Annotated in this window: 18 protein-coding genes; 8 read left to right on the plus strand and 10 right to left on the minus strand. The window is 61.8% G+C overall.

The features are described 5' to 3' along the window. The first annotated feature begins 123 nt into the window (after window positions 1–123). From FHT93_RS04190 to FHT93_RS04200, 3 genes are all read left to right on the plus strand, one after another. Window positions 124–420 carry a hypothetical protein gene (locus tag FHT93_RS04190; protein ID WP_183846239.1) on the plus strand — a complete coding sequence of 99 codons (297 nt, stop codon included), beginning with the start codon at window positions 124–126 and terminating at the stop codon, window positions 418–420. Window positions 421–459: 39 nt separating this feature from the next. After that, a complete protein-coding gene (locus FHT93_RS04195; protein ID WP_348649757.1) occupies window positions 460–1,425 on the plus strand; it encodes an MBL fold metallo-hydrolase in 966 nt (321 codons plus the stop codon). A gap of 63 nt (window positions 1,426–1,488) precedes the next feature. After that, window positions 1,489–1,839 carry a DUF2200 domain-containing protein gene (locus FHT93_RS04200; protein ID WP_183846241.1) on the plus strand — a complete coding sequence of 117 codons (351 nt, stop codon included), beginning with the start codon at window positions 1,489–1,491 and terminating at the stop codon, window positions 1,837–1,839. Between the two features lie 80 nt (window positions 1,840–1,919). Here the strand turns inward: FHT93_RS04200 and FHT93_RS04205 are convergent, their stop codons facing one another. From FHT93_RS04205 to FHT93_RS04215, 3 genes are read right to left on the minus strand one after another with little or no spacing between them, the layout of a single operon-like run. After that, window positions 1,920–2,822, minus strand: coding sequence for a dihydrodipicolinate synthase family protein (locus FHT93_RS04205; protein ID WP_113145653.1), 903 nt, complete (start codon window positions 2,820–2,822; stop codon window positions 1,920–1,922). Between the two features lie 14 nt (window positions 2,823–2,836). Then, window positions 2,837–3,472, minus strand: coding sequence for a LysE family translocator (locus tag FHT93_RS04210; RefSeq protein ID WP_183846243.1), 636 nt, complete (start codon window positions 3,470–3,472; stop codon window positions 2,837–2,839). A gap of 39 nt (window positions 3,473–3,511) precedes the next feature. Next, window positions 3,512–4,120 carry a LysE/ArgO family amino acid transporter gene (locus FHT93_RS04215; RefSeq protein ID WP_183846245.1) on the minus strand — a complete coding sequence of 203 codons (609 nt, stop codon included), beginning with the start codon at window positions 4,118–4,120 and terminating at the stop codon, window positions 3,512–3,514. A gap of 100 nt (window positions 4,121–4,220) precedes the next feature. On the opposite strand from FHT93_RS04215, the gene FHT93_RS04220 reads away from it, so the two are divergent. From FHT93_RS04220 to FHT93_RS04235, 4 genes are all read left to right on the plus strand, one after another. Then, window positions 4,221–5,117, plus strand: coding sequence for a LysR family transcriptional regulator ArgP (locus FHT93_RS04220; RefSeq protein WP_183846247.1), 897 nt, complete (start codon window positions 4,221–4,223; stop codon window positions 5,115–5,117). A 250-nt stretch (window positions 5,118–5,367) separates the two neighbouring features. Further along, on the plus strand, window positions 5,368–6,723 hold the full coding sequence (locus tag FHT93_RS04225; RefSeq protein ID WP_183846249.1) for a hypothetical protein: 1,356 nt from the start codon (window positions 5,368–5,370) through the stop codon (window positions 6,721–6,723). Window positions 6,724–7,114: 391 nt separating this feature from the next. Next, a complete protein-coding gene (locus tag FHT93_RS04230; RefSeq protein WP_183846251.1) occupies window positions 7,115–8,242 on the plus strand; it encodes an alpha/beta hydrolase in 1,128 nt (375 codons plus the stop codon). Window positions 8,243–8,589: 347 nt separating this feature from the next. Continuing rightward, the gene (locus FHT93_RS04235; protein ID WP_183846253.1) at window positions 8,590–9,384 is read left to right on the plus strand and encodes a metallophosphoesterase; all 795 of its coding nucleotides are present in this window, start codon (window positions 8,590–8,592) and stop codon (window positions 9,382–9,384) included. A gap of 16 nt (window positions 9,385–9,400) precedes the next feature. Here FHT93_RS04235 and FHT93_RS04240 read toward each other — a convergent pair whose 3' ends face one another. The 7 genes from FHT93_RS04240 to FHT93_RS04270 form a co-directional block, all read right to left on the minus strand. After that, a complete protein-coding gene (locus FHT93_RS04240) occupies window positions 9,401–10,309 on the minus strand; it encodes a helix-turn-helix transcriptional regulator (RefSeq protein WP_183846255.1) in 909 nt (302 codons plus the stop codon). Window positions 10,310–10,367: 58 nt separating this feature from the next. After that, the gene (locus FHT93_RS04245; protein ID WP_183847512.1) at window positions 10,368–10,763 is read right to left on the minus strand and encodes a hypothetical protein; all 396 of its coding nucleotides are present in this window, start codon (window positions 10,761–10,763) and stop codon (window positions 10,368–10,370) included. Between the two features lie 195 nt (window positions 10,764–10,958). Next, on the minus strand, window positions 10,959–11,690 hold the full coding sequence (locus FHT93_RS04250) for a molybdate ABC transporter substrate-binding protein (RefSeq protein ID WP_183846257.1): 732 nt from the start codon (window positions 11,688–11,690) through the stop codon (window positions 10,959–10,961). Then, on the minus strand, window positions 11,687–12,475 hold the full coding sequence (locus FHT93_RS04255) for an ABC transporter ATP-binding protein (protein WP_348649758.1): 789 nt from the start codon (window positions 12,473–12,475) through the stop codon (window positions 11,687–11,689). Before FHT93_RS04255 ends, FHT93_RS04250 begins: the two co-directional genes overlap by 4 nt. Then, entirely contained in the window at window positions 12,465–13,499 is a 1,035-nt protein-coding gene (locus tag FHT93_RS04260) for an iron ABC transporter permease (RefSeq protein ID WP_183846259.1), read from the minus strand. Before FHT93_RS04260 ends, FHT93_RS04255 begins: the two co-directional genes overlap by 11 nt. Further along, window positions 13,496–14,554 (minus strand): ABC transporter substrate-binding protein, encoded by a 1,059-nt coding sequence (locus FHT93_RS04265; protein WP_183846261.1) that lies wholly within the window; start codon window positions 14,552–14,554, stop codon window positions 13,496–13,498. The genes FHT93_RS04260 and FHT93_RS04265 overlap by 4 nt, the downstream gene beginning before the upstream one ends. A gap of 214 nt (window positions 14,555–14,768) precedes the next feature. After that, window positions 14,769–15,668, minus strand: coding sequence for a LysR family transcriptional regulator (locus tag FHT93_RS04270; RefSeq protein WP_183846263.1), 900 nt, complete (start codon window positions 15,666–15,668; stop codon window positions 14,769–14,771). Window positions 15,669–15,847: 179 nt separating this feature from the next. Here FHT93_RS04270 and FHT93_RS04275 point away from each other — a divergent pair, with 179 nt between their 5' ends. Beyond that, a complete protein-coding gene (locus FHT93_RS04275; protein WP_183847516.1) occupies window positions 15,848–17,182 on the plus strand; it encodes an MFS transporter in 1,335 nt (444 codons plus the stop codon). The last annotated feature ends 9 nt before the right edge of the window (window positions 17,183–17,191 follow it).

Below are 17,191 nucleotides of genomic sequence, written 5' to 3' on the forward strand. Positions count from 1 at the left end.
TCCATCTGCGATTTGTGGCGGCCGGCGTATAAAGATCCGGCTCGACCGAAATTCGAGGGTGATCGATATCGGCCTGGATCACCGCAGCGGCCATGGGTTCCGCCAACCCGAAGAACGGTATCCGTGAAGGGCGGCACGGATGATTGCGTGCAATTTTCTGATATTGTACATTCCCGCGACTGCATTGAAAGCTTCCGTCCGGGGTCTGTCATGCGAGGGGAACAACGATCTGATGGGCTGTCTGCGGCTCCCGGACGCGACGATGACGACCAGATCGTTCCCATCGCCGGCATCGCTTTTTCGTCTATCAAACTGATCAAGAAAAACAGCACGTGCAAACTGCGCAATCGCCTGCTCTACGGCATGGGCTCCACACATCCCGAAATCATCAACCAAGGCGGGGAAGCGGCTTCAGTCTGACTCTGGAGCCCCGCCGCCATTCCGGAAAGGACCTGCCAAGTGACCCAGGATTTCAGACTTTCCCGTCGCGGATTTTGTCTCTGCTGCGTGGCCGCCTCGACATTCGCCGCATCCGGAGGTTGGCTCAGCCCGAAACAGGTATTCGCGAAGGCTCAGGGCATCGTCGATATAATCCGCGACTCCGCCGCCAAGGAGCCGATCAAGGTCCATAAGGCAAGGGCTGGCGTATCGATCCTCGAAGGATCGGGCGGAAACATCGCCGTCCTGACCGGCGCAGACGGAAAGGTTCTCATCGATGGCGGCATCACCGCGTCCCGGCCGCGGGTACTCGAGGCCCTCGCCCGACTTGGCAAACAGCCGATCACTCATCTCATCAACACGCACTGGCATTTCGATCATACCGATGGAAACGCATGGCTGAACGCCGAGGGCGCGGCCATTCTGGCGCATGAAAACACCTGCAAACACCTGATGTCGGTCGTGAGGGTCGAAGACTGGGATTACGAATTCCCGCGACCGCCGCTCGCCGCCGTGCCTTCGGAAACCGTCGGCGACGAGATGTCCCTCAAGCTCGACAAATCCACCCTGATGCTGAAGCATCATCCGAATGCTCACACCGATGGCGACATCTCCGTCACCTTCGGCGAAGCAAACATCGTCCATGCCGGAGACCTCTACTGGTACGGCATCTATCCGTTCATCGACTATTCGACCGGTGGCGGGATCGACGGAATGATCAAGTCGGTCGAGGACATCCTGGCCAATGTCTCCAACGATACCATCGTCATCCCCGGTCACGGCCATCCCGTCAGCAACAAATCGGAACTCACCGAATACAGGACGATGCTGGTCGAGATCCGCGGGAACGTCTCCAAACTGAAAACCGCCGGAAAGCCGATCGACGAGGTCCTTGCCGCAAAGCCGACAGCCGAATTCGATGCAAAATGGGGGCAGTTCCTTGTCACCCCTGAATTGTTCACGCGCCTCGTCTATCATGGCGTCTGAGAAGATCGCGCAACGGGAAAGCTGTCAGCGCCGTCGCGAGATCCGCACCGTCAGGGAGGAGGCATGACGAAGCATCGTATCTATTCGGTCAGCGTCGCAAGCGTTTACCCTCACTATGTCGCCAAGGCCGAAAAGAAGGGCCGCACCAAAGCCGAGGTCGATGAGATCATCTGCTGGCTGACGGGGCACAGCCCGCAGAGCCTGAACGATCAGCTGACGCAGAAAACCAGCTTCGAGGATTTCTTTGCGCAGGCGCCGGCGATGAACCCGTCCCGGTCGCTGATATCTGGCGTCGTCTGCGGCGTGCGCGTCGAAGAGATCGAGGAGCCGACCATGCGGGAGATCCGCTACCTGGACAAGCTGGTCGATGAGCTCGCCAGGGGAAAGGCGATGGAGAAGATCCTGCGGGCATAGCCGCGGCCCGGCCCGTGGCTATCACTCCGCGTCTTGGAAACCACTCCCGCTGGCCGGAGCATTCCGGCAGCGGAACTGCTCTACCGGCCGACTGCGGCACCGAGGCTGTCAAGCGCCTCACGCACCCGCCCGCGTGCGGCCTCGGCAAGGCCGAGCACCGGACGCGGCGGCGAAAACCGGCCGAGGCCGATGAGATCGGCAATCGTATACATGACACGGAAACTGCCGAATTCCTTGAACAGCGCCCACAGCGGCGTGAAGGCATCGTTGATGCGCCCCGCCTCCGTGGTGTCACCAGCCTGCGCGGCCCTCGTCAGCTTCAGCGCCTCGGCGGGCAGCAGGCCCGCAACCACGCTGTACCAGCCATCGGCGCCTGCAAGCAGCGCATCCGCCGCAATCCAGTCGCCGCTATAGCCGAGCGCGAAACCATCCGGCGTCACCGCACGGAGACTTTTGATCTCGCCTGCAATATCGCCATTGGCCGGCAGCGGCATCTTCACCGCCTTGACGGTGCCAAGCCTGGCAAGCCGGGCGATCAGCTCGGCGCTGAAGGTGAATTTCGTCGTGCCCGGATTGTTGTAGATGCAGAGCGGCAGCTGCCCGGCATCGGCGACAGCAGCAAAATGCTCGTAGACCTCGTCGTCGGTGAGTGGCGTATAGGAGACCGGCGCGAGCAGCAGGCCATCCGCCCCAAGCTCCCGCGCATCCCTGGCGAGCGCCTGCGCCTCATCCGTCCGGAGCGCGCCGACACCGACGATAACAGGGATCTTGCCGCCAACGGCAGACATGGCCGCTTCCACCGCCCGGCGCCGCTCCTGGCGGGACAGGAAGGCATAGGCGCCGGTGCTGCCGAGCAACCCGATGGAATCTGCGCCCGCGGCCTCAATGCGGCCGAGCAACGTGGCGAGCGCGCCGGTATCGACAATGCCAGAGGCATCTGCCGGCGTGATCGGAAAGGCGGAAAGGCCATGGAAAAGCGGCATCGGGAACTTCCTTCTTACGCGCGTGACAGCAAGAGCTTCATGCCGGCGGCGCCGAAGACGAGCGCCAGCGTGCCCTCGATCCAGCGCCGCGCATGGCGATACATGCGGATCATCGGCGCGGTGGAGAAGACCAGCGCATAACCGCAGAAGATGGTGATGCTGAGAATGGCGCAGCCCGCAAGGATGACGGCGACGGTCGCCGGCGTCGCGCCCGGGCCGAGACCAAGCGTCATGGTCGCGATCCAGCCGAGCAGCGCCTTCGGGTTGGTCAGGTGCATCAGCAGGCCGCGGCGATAGAGGCTGAAGCCCGAGGCCGGCCTGATGGCATCGAGCGGCCTGCTCTGCTTCTCATCCGAGGTCATGGCGGATTTGCCGGCCCTGTAGGCGAGGAACATGAGGTAGAGCCCGCCGGCTATCTTCAGAACAACGAGCGCCTGCGCATATTGCGCCAGAACGGCCGAAACCCCTGTTGCCGCCATCGAGCCCCAGAAGAGCGAGCCGCTGACGACGCCCGCGGCAATCATCAGCGCCGACTGGCGCCCCTGATGCATGGCGACACCCATGATGCGCATATTGCTGGGACCGGGGCTGGCTGCGGCGATGATATAGGCGGTGAAGACAAGGGCAAGGTGATGCGGATCGACGGTCATTCTGGTTTCCCAAGGTCGTGATTGGCGCGTATGCGGCCGTCACATGCCGTTCAGGAGCTTGAACGCGATCAGCCACATCACGCAAGCGATGATGGTTTCGAGAATGCGCCAGGAAACCGGCCGTGAAAAGATGGGACGAAGCCAGGCCGCACCATATCCCAGAGAAAAGAAGAACAGGAAGGAGCTGCTCGCCGCCCCCGCGGCAAAGGCGGCCTGATGGCCGGCAAAACGCGTCGAGATCGTGCCGAGCAGGATCACCGTATCGAGATAGACATGCGGATTGAGCCAGGTCAGCGCCAGGCACATGGCCATGGTCTTGCCGAAGCTTGCCCCTGCCCCGTTTGCAACCTGCAGCGCGCCCGAAGACCAGGCCGCCGAATAGAGGCTTTTCGCCCCATACCAGATGAGGAACGCCGCCCCGCCATAACGCATGACCGGATCGAGAAAGGGCATGAGCTTCACCACCTGCGCCAGGCTGGTGACGCCGATGACGATCAGGATCGCATCCGAAAGCGCGCAGGCAAGGCAGACGGCAAAGACATATTCGTTGCGCAAGCCCTGGCGCAGGATGAAGGCATTCTGCGCGCCGATCGCCACGATCAGGCTGAGGCCGGCCACCATGCCGGTGAAATAGGTCGAGATGTCCATGATATCAGAGGGTTCCGTCGCGTTGTTGCAACGCTCCGTAGACCGATCGATCGGATTAGGCTAATTAATCATCCTTACGTCAATTAAGCGCAGCTTACCCATGATCGATTATCCTGCCCTTCGTGTCCTGCTTGCCGTGGTCCAGACCGGCAGCTTCGAAAGGGCCGCGGCCATCCTGAACGTCACGCCCTCTGCCGTCTCCCAGCGCATCAAGCAGCTGGAAGAGCGCGTGGGTGCTGCCCTCGTGGTGCGCGGAACGCCGTGCACGGCAACGGAAAAGGGCGACTGGCTCTGCCGCCACATGGAAAATGTCGGCATGCTGGAAAGCGAATTGCTGGAGCACCTGCCGGCGCTGAGCGACCGCGACAATCCCGAACAGCGCGTCACGCTGCAGATCGCCACCAGCGCCGACAGCCTCGGCGCCTGGTTTCTGGAGGCGATGGCCGAATTCTCGAAAAGCTCGAACTACCTGCTCAACATCTCCATCGAGGATCAGGATCACACCGCCGAGTGGCTGGAGCGCGGCCGCGTCATCGCCGCCGTCACCAGCATGGAAAAGCCGGTCGCCGGCTGCCGCCGCTACTCGCTCGGCGCGCTGCGCTACCACGCCGCCGCCAGCCCCGAATTCGTGCGCCGCTATTTCCCCGACGGCGTCACCCCGGAAGCACTAGCCCGCGCACCTTCCTTCACCTTCAACCAGAAGGACCGCCTGCAGGCGCAATGGATCCGCCGCACGCTCAAGACCGACGTCAACGTGCCGACCCACTGGCTGCCGGCCACACAGGGCTTTCTCGATGCCGCCCTGCTCGGCATGGGCTGGGGCATGAACCCGATCCAGCTGACCGAGGCCCACATCAAGGCCGGTCGCCTCGTCGAGTTGATTCCGGACACGCCTCTCGATGTCGTCCTCTACTGGCAGATCAGCCGGCTCGCCGCAGACCGGCTTGCGGGCCTGACGCGGACGGTGATCGAGGTGGCGAGGCGGTCGCTGGTCTGAGGGCGATCTCTGGGTTTAACGGCGTCTGCTTTGCGCCAGGAGCGTTCATCAGCGACGTCTTCTTTGCGCCAACAGGAGCTTTGCGCCCGCCGTCGTAAAATCTTCCTCTTTTCATGGGCAGGAAGTATAATCTCCGCTTAACGTCATCGAACGCAAATCTGGCACAGCTACGCGTGGGAGTTCCGCGAAAGCCAAGCGGCTAGCCGTCGTCGTAGCGCAACGGGACCACCTGGCGAATGTGGAGGAGACAATGGCACATGCGCTGTGGAGTCGCCGCATTGCTGCAGGGTTTCGGCAGATGCTGCTGGCGCTTTCGGGGGTCGTCGCAATTTTCTACGGCTTCCCCTCAGTCGCGCTCGCGGACCAGGGCGACATGCGAGACATTATTGTTCGCGAGTTCGAGGCGTTTGACCCCAATTATCGAGAACGGCGTCAGCACTATGCGGAGCGCCTCGAAGCGCTCGCGGCCGGGATCGCTGCCGAACAAGCTGCGGGCAACACTCTGCAATGCTCGGAGCAACTGTATCTCGAGGCAAAGTGGCTGCTCGGCTACACGGCAAACTGGAATGCGCTGGAGGACAAGCTGGAGCGCATCGAGCGGAGCTTACAGGATAAAGACCAGAACTTTGCCAGCGAGCAATCGCCGGTCGATGGCTTCTGGGGACTCTGCTATGATCAATGGTTCATGCGAGTAGGCGCGACGGCAACGGCGATCGGCCTTCTCACAAGCCAGGGCGAACCCCCTCACTATCGTTTGCGCCCGAGGCTGCGCACCGGCCGTGAACTCATCAACTATCTGCAGAGCCTGCTGATCTCGGACATCGAAAACACCGGCATCGACAACCGTGGCGAGCTAAGCAGCTTGATGACGAGTTACTCGACGGCAGCCTACAAGCGTGATCTCCAGGATATACTTTCCGGCTACGTAGCGCTCGACGAAAGCATAGACTGGGATGAAGCACGCGAGGCTGCATGGTTTTTTATCCACGGCTCACAGGATACCGCAACTGGCTATTGGGGAGCCTGGTACGTCATCGATGGCAAGATACGCAAGACCACCGATCTCAGCATAACATTTCATGTCGTGCGATACAGCAAGGGCGAAGTGGATCATTGGCCGCAGATCATCAGGACGACGCTTGCCATCAAGGACGATCCCTATCCGTTCGGGTGGCGCAGCGGTGGGAAGTTTAACAACCACAACCTCTATGATGTCGCCTCAATCTTCAAGTTCGGCTGGCCCCACATGAGCGAGGAGGAGCGCAGGAAGGCCCGCGATGAAATCCGCCAGATGTTGCTTTGGTCATTCGAAAACACTCTGAACCCGGACGGCACCTATCGGCACAATCCTGGTTACGGGGACTCCTACGCAGACGAATATTATTTCGGCGTGTCGCTGCTCGATGTTCTGGGCTACTGGAAGCCTGCAGAAAGGTTCTGGACCGATTATCCGCTTGAGCCGGCCTTGGCCGGTCGCGCCGACTGCTGCCTCATCAGACAACGCGTCAAGGCATATGGCTTTGAAAGCTGGGCCGGTGCTGGCGCTTTGGAAAAGCTCGAGAGGAGTTGCAGCGTCTGTCCCGCTCAAGCGGTAACGCAGCGCTAATCCTCATCGACGTCTATCCTGCCAGTCGAGCCAGCTCTGGACGCCGCGCGCGAAACTCCGGTCATTGGAGTGTCCGCAAAGGAGCCGAAAGCAGTCATTCGCTCCAAGTCAGATCAGTTGGTGGATCGTCGAGCGGTTCTTCGCACGGATCATGCCGGGACCACATGAATTCACGGACGCCCTCCGGGATAACCTGATTCCTGTTGCAATCCTCACTAGAATGCATTAGCTAATTCTTTAGGAAATATTCAAAGAAAAATTGAATACTACAAATCCACACGGATCGGCGTAATTAATACGCCAGTCGTGGCGGGATTTACTGTCCGCTTGCTATCGCGTTCATCATGCAACGACAGCCGCACGGTCGCGTCGTCGAGAGGCGAAGAAGATCATGATCAAGACGGTTTACTTCGCAACCAATCGCCAGCCGCTGCTCGATCCCACCGATCCGCAGCATCAGCGCATCATCGGTTTCGGCACGGAGCTCGGCCCGACCAGCGGCATCGATGTGCGCTATGGCAGCGCCAAGGTCGACGTCAATCTGTCGAGGAAGACCAATGTGATGGTGCCGGGCTCGCTTGCCGTGGCCAGCCAGCAGCTTCTCTTCGCCGAGGGCGAGGCGCCGACGCTTGGCAGCGACACGATCTTCGATGCCATCCGCGCCTCGATGAAGGCCGACAACAAGCCGACGATCGCCTTCATCCATGGTTTCAGCAACAGTTTCGTCGATTCCATCGAGCGCGCCGGGTGGCTCAGCGCCTTCTACGGGCTCGACGTCAACATGTTCGTCTTCTCCTGGCCGTCGCTCGCCTCGCTCCTGCCCATACCCACGCCATTCGGCGATTATGCCCATGACCGCAAGACGGCGGCGGCATCCGGCATCGCGATCGCCAGAACCCTGCGCCGCCTCAGCGATTTCGTCGACAAGCTCAGCGAGGAAGAACGCTGCGACCAGGCCATCCACCTGATCTGCCACAGCATGGGCAATTATGTGATGCGCAACGCGCTGCAGGCGCTGATGAAACTGCCCGAACCCGCCTCCCCGACGCTTTCGGCCGTCAATGCCATGACCTCGCTCGACGGCGCACCGTCATCGCCGCTCCGCCGCTATTTCGACAAGGTGATCCTGGCCGCCGCCGACGAGGATGCGGATGCCTTCGACGATCCCGCGAAGTTCAAGTTCCTGCCCCGGATCTGCCGGTCGATCACCGTCTACTATTCCGAGAAGGACTGGATCCTGAGCACGCTCAGCAGCGGCACGAAATTCAACGGCCCGCGCCTCGGCGCCGACGGCCCCGACAATATGGGTACGATCAGCGACAAGGTATCGGCCGTCGACGTCAGCGCCATCCTCTCTGCATCGGAGCCGCAAAATCATCAATATTACCGGGTCTTCCCGCAGATGCGCGACGACATAAAAGCCGTGCTGACCGGCACTGCGCCCGAAAAGATCGCCAATCGCCAGGCGATCGGGCAAGGCCGGTGGCGGCTGGTCAAGAGGGCCGGAAAACCCTCGTGAGCGGATTGCTTCGGCGTTCGGCCCCGGCGAGCCAACGGCACTTTCTGTCCGCTCTGCAGCCCGAAAGAAAACCCCTCCCCACAAGCGGGAGGGACTGGCCCTGAGCGCGGCGTTTCTCTCCCGAGACGCTAAAGATGTGAAGGAAAAAGGCGGCCGCACGTTAAGCCCCTCCCCCTCGTGGGGAGGGGTTTGGGGCGGGGTCTTTTCCGAGCCACAATCGCCCGCAAACATCGGCGCAAATCTATTTCGGCCGCCGCGTCCGGTATCATCCATCTTCGTTGCTCACTCCAGCTTGGCGCGGCTCGCGAACAATGCCATACCAAATGCCATAACGGAGCCAGGCATCGATGACCGGGAACGCTTCTCTGCACACATTCGCCATCGGCGATATCCACGGTCGCGCCGACCTGCTGGAGGAGATGCTCTCAGGCATTTCAGGCAAAGCGCGTGACGAAGGGATCGATTACCGGATCGTCTTCCTCGGCGACATCATGGATCGCGGGCCGGAGAGCCTCAGGGCGCTGGATCTCGTCATCCAGACGCTGCGCGACAGGCCGGGCTCGAAACTGATATGCGGCAACCATGACGCCATCCCGCTTCTGATCCTCGACGAGACGGACCCGGTCGCGCGGGCAGATCTTGTCAGCCACTGGCGAGACCTCGGAGGCAGCGAGACCATGCTCTCCTTCGGCCTGCCCCTTGAGGCAAGCATCACTGCAGAGGAAATCCGGAGCCGGTTCGGAGACGAACGCCTGCAATGCCTGCGCGATGCCGAGCGCTATGTCGAGCTCGACCACCACATCCTCGTCCATGCCGGCCTGAAACCCGGCATTGCCCTGGCCGAACAGGAGGCGCAGGCGCTGATGTGGATACGCGGCGAGTTCCTGAATGCCAGCGCCTCGTTCGGCAAGATCGTCGTTCACGGGCACACGATCACCGCGAGCGAACGCGTCGAGGTCTTCCCGAACCGGATTGCCATCGATACCGGCGCCTTTGCAACGAATATCCTGTCGGCGCTTCACATCAGCCCTTCAGGCGATGTCTCGGTGCTGCAGGCAACGGCGGCCGGCCCCGGTCCATGCCGTTTCCTGGAGGGCCGGCCCCTCACCCGGTCTCATGACAATGTGGATCTGCTGTTCTAGGCCTCGCCTGGAAATATCAATTCGGCTCCCGCCTGAACGGCACCAGATTGGATGCCGACCCCTTGGCAACATCCCCTCCGTCACGCTCGCCCGGCTCCGTGCGCCAGTCCGCCGTGATTTCCAGCCTGTGCTGGCTCGCCGGCATCTGGTCGCTGAAATAGCGCGTCGGCGTCGTTCCGAGCATGCGGCGGAACATGGCGATGAAGGCGCTGACGCTTTCATAGCCGAGATCCCCGGCGATCACGGTCACGAGCTGCCCGGCCGCCAGCCGCTGAAGCGCCACGCCGATATGCAGCTGCTGGCGCCAGCGCATGAAGGACATGCCCGTCTCCCGCTGGAACAGGCGGCTGAGCGTGCGGTTGCTGGCGCCGACCCGCGCGCCCCATTCGTCTATGGTGAAGCGCAGGCCGGGCTCGGCGACCATCGCCTCCGTCAGCCGCTGCAGCCTGCGGTCGGCGGGCATCGGCAGGTGGATCGGCTCGAGCGGCGCGGCGCGCAGTTCATCGAGAAGCACGCCCACCAGCCGGTTAAGCCGTTCGGGCGCGATATCCGGACTATCGGGGCGCGGCTCCAGCCGAAAGATCAGCTCGCGCAGAAAAGGCTGGACGAAGAGAATGCCGCATTCGTCCTGCAGTCCGTCGGTTAGTTTCGCGTCGACATAGAGATTGCCGATCCTGACATGGCCGCAGACGCGCCCGCTATGGGCGGTGCCGCCCGGAATCCACAGCGCGCAATTCGGCGGCACCGTCCAGACGCCGCCGGCCGCCCTCATCGTCAGCACCCCGCTGATCACGTAGAGCAGCTGCGCCTTCTGGTGGCGATGCGGCTCGGACTCGCCGACGAATGTCGTTTCGGTGATGAAGCTGAAGGCCGGCCACGACACATCGTCGATCCGCGCGGGGTCAAATCTATCCGGAATATCCATTGCCGATCCCCATTGCGAGCTCAACCGACGGCGCATTGCTTTATCTCAGAAGCCGGATTCAAAGTAACCAGGCATCGTCCCTGCTGCCGATGAGGCTGCGCCCCTTGCGCTCCGCCTCCTCCTCGTCCGTGGCAAACACGATCGCGAAGCCGAAGGCCTTTCCGGCCGTGACTGCCGCGATCTTGATGGCGGGCGACATCGGCCTGCCGCCATCGATGACGATCATGCCGCGGCAATAGGCCCTCATCCGGTCCTTGATCTTCTTGAAAAACAGCGCCCGCTCCTTGCGCTCCTCCTGCGTGTCCTCGTCATGATCGTCGGGTGCGTGATCCGTGACGAGCACGAAAGGCCGCCGCTGCTCCAGGAGAGCCTCGATCTGATCATTGATGGGAGTTTCGGCATTAGCCTCGGTGCGGATGAAGACGACAGGCAGGCGGGAACGATCCAGAAGCACGGGCAACGGCCTTTCGAGAGTGAAGCAAGTGAGGCGAGCCTAGCATTCTGCGCCGAAGCCGGATTTCGCGAAGCTGCCAACAAATGTTCCGGATCGGCCAAGTTTTGCGAGGGAGTTCGATGGCGGCGTTTCGGCTATCGCGCATGGTTGCGATCCGCCGAACGGCCAGGCACATGAGGATTGCATCCGCGAAATCTAGCCGACCCGCGAAAAGCCTGCTTCTTTCAATATCTCCTGCCCTTGATCGGATAGGAGAAAATCCCGCAATTCTATCGCATCGTCCGGAGCGCCCTTGTACAGCCCCAAACCATATTCGACCTTGGGAGAGAATTCCGCCGGGATTTCCACGACGCGGAAAGCTGGATCGGCCTCCAGCAGCCGGGCGTTGGAATAATAGCTCAGGAAAAGGTCGGCTTCGCCGTCAGTGATCAGATAACCGCCGCTCTTGCCGGGCGGTGTCGGCGGCGAATTGCGGCCGCCGACCAGTTGCCGCGCGCGGGCTTTCAGCGCCACGCCCATGCCTGGATGCTGCGCCTCCACAAGGTCGAAAACCTCGAAGGCGTAGTCCCCGGAAGGATCGTCGCCTGGCGTCGATGTGCCGATCTTCACCTGGGGATCTGACAGGATGTCGAGAAAATTCTCCGTCGTGAGGCCGAGATCGGCGCGTGCGATCACGCAAAGCCGATTGCGCGCGAAGCAGACGGGCTCTTCCGTGATGCCGAGGGAAGCGAGACGTCGCGGATGCGCCATATTGGCCGAAGCAAAAAGATGGAATGCTTCGCCTGCCTCGATCCGCTCGCGCAACAGGCCGGCAGGTCCAAGTGACAGTGAAATCCCGATACCCGTCATCTGCCCGAAAGCGCCGATGATGGCAGGAAATGCATGCCGCATGCTGCCAGCGGAGAGGACCTTCACGGATTGGGTCATCGACGTTCTCCTTTTCGGTCTCTTTGCCGGAAGAGCGGTACGAAAGCGGTTTCTTCGCGCTCACCGCTGCCGAGGCGCGCGGACAGGATCGGAATGCCGTAAAGCGCTTCCAGATAGGCTTCCGTCATCACCTCTTCGGTCGCGCCGAAGACGGTTCTCGTCTGCGGCAGCATGAGCAGCACCTTGTCAGCCACGGCGACCGCGTGGTTGGGCTGATGGGTGGTAAAGACAATGGCGAGCTTTTCACGATCGGCCAATTCGCTGAGCAGGGAGAGCACGACATCCTGATTTTTCAGGTCGAGCGCGGAAGCCGGCTCGTCGAGCAACAGAACCGCATTCTCACCCGCAAGCGCGCGGGCAATCAGCACGAGTTGACGCTCGCCACCGGACAAAGCCTCGATATTGCGCGACGCGTAGTCGGCCATGCCGGTGGCGCTGAGTGCCGCCATCGCCTTTTCCACATCGCGCTTTCGCGGCGTCTGGAAAACCGCGATATGCCGGGCGCGGCCCATCAGCACCACATCCAGTACCGAATAGGGAAAGGAGCCGACGAACTCCTGTGGTACGAAGCCGGTGCCCTGATTGAGTTCCACCCGGCCGGAGGTTGGCTTCAGAAGTCCTGCCAGAACCCGCAGCAATGTCGATTTTCCGCGTCCGTTCGGCCCCAGGATGGCGGTGATCTCACCTGCCCTCAGGTCGAAGTCGAGATCGCGGAACTGCCAGTGCTCGCCGTCATAGGACTGGCTGACGGCCTCGATGCGCAGCATGACCGGATCAGAATCCACGTGCGCCTCTCTGGGTCTGCTTCAACACCAGCGCGAAGACCGGCGTGCCGATCAGCGCGGTCAGGATGCCGAGCGGGATTTCCGTGGCTGTGGCAGTGCGGGCGACGGTATCGATTATCAGCAGGTAAAGCGCGCCGATGATTAGCGAGGCCGGCATCATCACCCGGTGATCGGGGCCGACCAGCATGCGCGCCATATGCGGCACGACCAGCCCGACCCAGCCGATAGCGCCGCTGACGGCCACCTGCGCCGATACGATGCAGGAGACGAGGATTAGGATCAGCCAACGGAGCGGCTCGACATTGACGCCGAGCGCGCGGGCATCCTCGTCGCCGATGGAGAGCAGATTGATGCGCCAGCGCAGGCCGAGCAGCAGAAAGCTGCAGATCAGTACCGGTGCGGCGATCAGCAGGAACTTTTCCCAATTGGCGGTGGCAAAACTGCCGAGCAGCCAGAAGACCATGGCCGGCAGCTTGTCCTCCGTATCGGCCAGATACTGGACGAGGCTGACGAGCGCACCGAAGAAGGCGGTGACGACGACACCGGCCAGTACCAGCGCCAGGATGTTGCGGCGCGCGACGATGCCGTTCAGCGCGTAGACCAGAACCAGGGCCGAAAGCCCGAAGACGAAGGCCGAGCCAAGCAGCCCGTACCGCGGAAAGCTAAAGAGGATGGCGAGCACACCACCGAAGGCAGCACCCGAAGAGACGCCCATCACCTGCGGCCCCACGAGCGGATTGCGGAACACGCCCTGCATCGTGGCGCCGGAGAGTGCGAGACCCGCGCCGGCCAGAAGCGCCAGCAGGATGCGCGGCATGCGCACCGTGAAGACGACATTCGCCTCCGTCGGCGTTACCGGCACGTCCGGCGGGGAAATCGGCGCCAAGAGGATCTCGATTACCCGCGCGAACGGAATGTCGTAACGGCCTATGCCAAGGGAAGCGACCGCGACGAGCGCCAGAGTGACCGCCAGTAACGCGATGATCACCGATGGCGGGCGTCGCGGGAAGACGTCGTCATTCATTGCGCAGGGCGATAGTCGGTGCGGTAGAACTCCTTGTAATAGGCATCGGCTTCCTTCTGCATGTCGATATCCTTGAACCGCTCGGGATAAAGTTCCTTCGCCATCCAGAGTTCACCGAGCGCCATCGCTTCCGGCATCGGATAGCCCCAGGCCTTGGCATATTCCGGCATCAGGTAGACCTTGCCGTTCTTGACGGCATCGATCGTCTGCCAGGAATCGGCCTTCCTGATCTCGTCGACGACGGCCGGATAACGCTCCTGGACGAAGATGACGGCCGGGTTCCATGTCAGGACGTCTTCCATCGACACCTGCTTGAAACCGGCGATCGAGTTCGCGACGTTGCGGGCGCCGGCGCGCTCCATCATCAGGCCGGTATATTTGCCGCGGCCATAGGTGGAGAGGTCCGGATTGGCCATGTAGGTGGCGACGCGTTTGTCTTCCGGGATGTCGGCGAGCCGGTCGGCAACGAGCTTGCGGGTCTTCTTGGTGGCCGCGATCATCTCCTCGCCCTTTTCCTTGCGGTCAAGCACGTCGGCGATCAGCCGCACGCCGGTCGCAAAACCCGCGTCGATCGCGGCCGGCTCGTCCTTGACGCTCGGATTGAGCTTGACGGCTTCGGCCGGCGGCACGTCGAGCAGCGAGATGGCGACGACGGCGAGGCCGGCATCCTCGATCTGCTTGACCATGTCGGCCGGCGCGTAGTTGGTGACGAACACCACATCCGGCTTCAGCTTCAGCAACTCCTCGATATTGACCTTGGTGAGGCCACCCGGCATTGCAAGGTTCGGAAGCTGTGGTGCGAGACGCACATAATTGGCGCCGAGCTGCTTCTTCCACTCGTCGAGTACACCGACCACCTTGTCCATCGCATCCATCTGCACGGCGATATTGAGCGTCTGGTGCTGCAGGATGACGACACGGCTGACGACGTCAGGGATGTGCACCTGTCGGCCGATCTGATCGGTAACCAGACGGTCGGCCCAGGCGGGAGCAGACAACAATAAACCACTGATAGCAATGGCGATTTTCGCAACGAAAGCGAGACGGGAGATCATGGGCGTAGGTCCTCGAGGATGGAGCCGACCGCTAGCATGATATTCGGCCGTATACAACGACGTTATATTCGACTGGATACGTCGATCGCGCAGGAACAAGGAGTGATGTCTGTCAATCGCGATCAAAGCGGCACGCGCAAAAGCGGCCGGCGCACGGCGACGAACAGCGTCTGCCTTGCCCCGATACCCGTCCTTTTCACTATCGAATGCGCGCTCAGTTCATTGACTTGAACGTCTCGAAGATCAGCGCTCTCAGCCAACGATGAACGGGATCTGAATCCATCCGCGGGTGCCACGCCTGGACGATGTCGAAACCCGGCACCGCGACCGGCAGGTCGAAAGTCCTGATCTGGCTTGTTGCGGCGGATTTGCGATAAGAATTCGGAATCGCGCCGATCAAATCGGATGCCGCCGCAACCGCGATTACTGTTGGAAAGCTTGGCACGATCAGTCTGACATCGCGGTAGACGCCGAGTTCGGCAAGCGCCCTGTCGACCGGGCCGGCAAAATCCGCATGCGGTGAAAACAGTACGTGGCCCCAGGCGGAATAGCTCTCGACCGTGATCGGATCTGCATCGAAAATTGGGTGTCCTGTCCGTGCAAGACCCACATACCGGTCTTGAAAAAGGGTCTGGCAACGCAGTTCCCCGCTCTCCGTCGGCAGGACCCCGATATCCAGATCCACGGCCGCGTCTCTCAAGGATTGAACGTCCTTGTCCGCTCGCGGCGCAAACCGAAGCCTTATCCCTGGTGCCGTGTTCGCCACAGCAGCGCTCAGGCCCGCGGCAAAAATAAGCACGAACGCCTCATTGGCACGGATGGTGAAATCGCGGCGCACCTCGCGGATTTCGACGCTCGACGGCGGACTGAGCACCGCTTTCACGGCTTCTCTCAACGAATGCACGTCTTCGGCGATCGCCAGGGCATGGGGCGTTGCGACCATGCCGCGCCCGGCCGGCACAAGGATCGAATCGCCGAGCGCAGCCCTCAATCGTGACAGCGTCCGGCTCATGGCTGATGTACTGAGGCCAAGCCGGCGCGCGGCGGCCGATACGCTTCTCTCGCGCAGCAGCGCATCGAGTGCCACCAGAAGATTGAGGTCGAGATCGGACATGGCTCAATTTACTCAGGCATGGCGCTTGATGCAACAGTCGTTTGATTTCGTTGCGTCTGGCGCTTGCAGCCGTCAAGGCCTAACTGGTCGGCCATCCGACAACGATTGGGAGTTTCTCAATGTCCCTCGCCTCCACCGCACCGATTTCTCAGGATGGCCCGGCATCGCCTCGACAGTACATGGCCATCGCACTCATCCTTCTCTCGGCTGTTCTCGTCGTTCTTGATGGAGCCATTGCCAACGTCGCCCTGCCCTCGATCGCACTCTCGCTGCACGTGGAAGCGGGCAGCACCGTATGGGTCGTCTCAGCCTATCAGCTGGCCGTGCTGGTCGCCCTTCTTCCGTGTGGCGCGCTCGGGGAAGTCTATGGCGCGCGGCGGGTCTTCCTGATCGGCGTCGCGCTGTTCACAGCGGCTTCGGCTGCCTGCGCCTTCGCAGGCGACCTTTCCCTGCTGATCCTTGCCCGTTTCGCGCAGGGCCTCGGCGCGGGCGCGATCATGGCACTTGCCATGATGAACCTGCGCTCAGCCTTGCCGCAGCACATGCTGGGTCCGATCATCGGCGTCAATGCCATGGTCATCGCGATTTCTTCCGCTGCCGGTCCAGGCATTGCCGGCGCCATCCTTTCCGTCACGACCTGGCCCTGGCTCTTTGCGGTCAATATACCGATCGGCATCATCGTGCTGCTCAGCGGCGGTCTGCTGGAGAAGATGCAGGGCACGAAGCGAAAGCTGAACATCAAGGCCTTGCTGGCCAACACGTCGATGTTCATCCTCTTCTTCTGCGGCACCGACCGGATAGCAACCGCACCGGCAAGCGGCACGGTCCTCATTGCCGCCTCGGTAGCTTGCCTTGTCATCCTGCTGCGCCTGGAACGCAAAAGCGATGCCCCGATCATTCCGACCGATCTCCTGGCGGCACCCGCATTCCGCGTCGCAGTCATCGCCTCGATATCCTGCTTCTGCGGCCAGATGCTGAGCTACATCGCGCTACCCTTCTATCTCCAGCACAGGCTGCACATGACCCCGGTTCTGGCCGGTCTCTACATGATGCCCTGGCCGGTTGCGACGGCGATCATCGCGCCATTTTCGGGACGTCTTGCAAACCGCGTCAAGACCGCATGGCTTTGCGCGACAGGCGGCGCGCTGCTGGCTGTCGGCCTCCTTGTGGCAGCTCTCTGCCCGCCCGATCCGAGAGGCATCGCGTTTCTGGTCGGCACTGTCATCGCCGGCCTGGGTTTCGGCCTGTTCCAGACGCCGAACAACCGTATTCTGCTGCTCTCGGCTCCGAAAGCCAGAAGCGGCGCGGCAGGCGCCATGCAGGGCACTGCACGGCTTCTCGGCCAGACCCTGGGCGGGATCTCCATGTCGCTGATCTTCGCGACATTGCCGCTCTCTGCCGCCCTCGAATTTGCGGTCGTCCTGTCGGCTGCCTGCGCGGCAATTGCCAGCCTGGTCAGCCTGAGCCGCGCCCGGTACGAACTGGCGGGACAATCTGGAACTAGCAGTCGATGAGCATTCTGT

This window comes from Rhizobium sp. BK379 (assembly GCF_014193955.1).
Classification (GTDB): domain Bacteria; phylum Pseudomonadota; class Alphaproteobacteria; order Rhizobiales; family Rhizobiaceae; genus Rhizobium.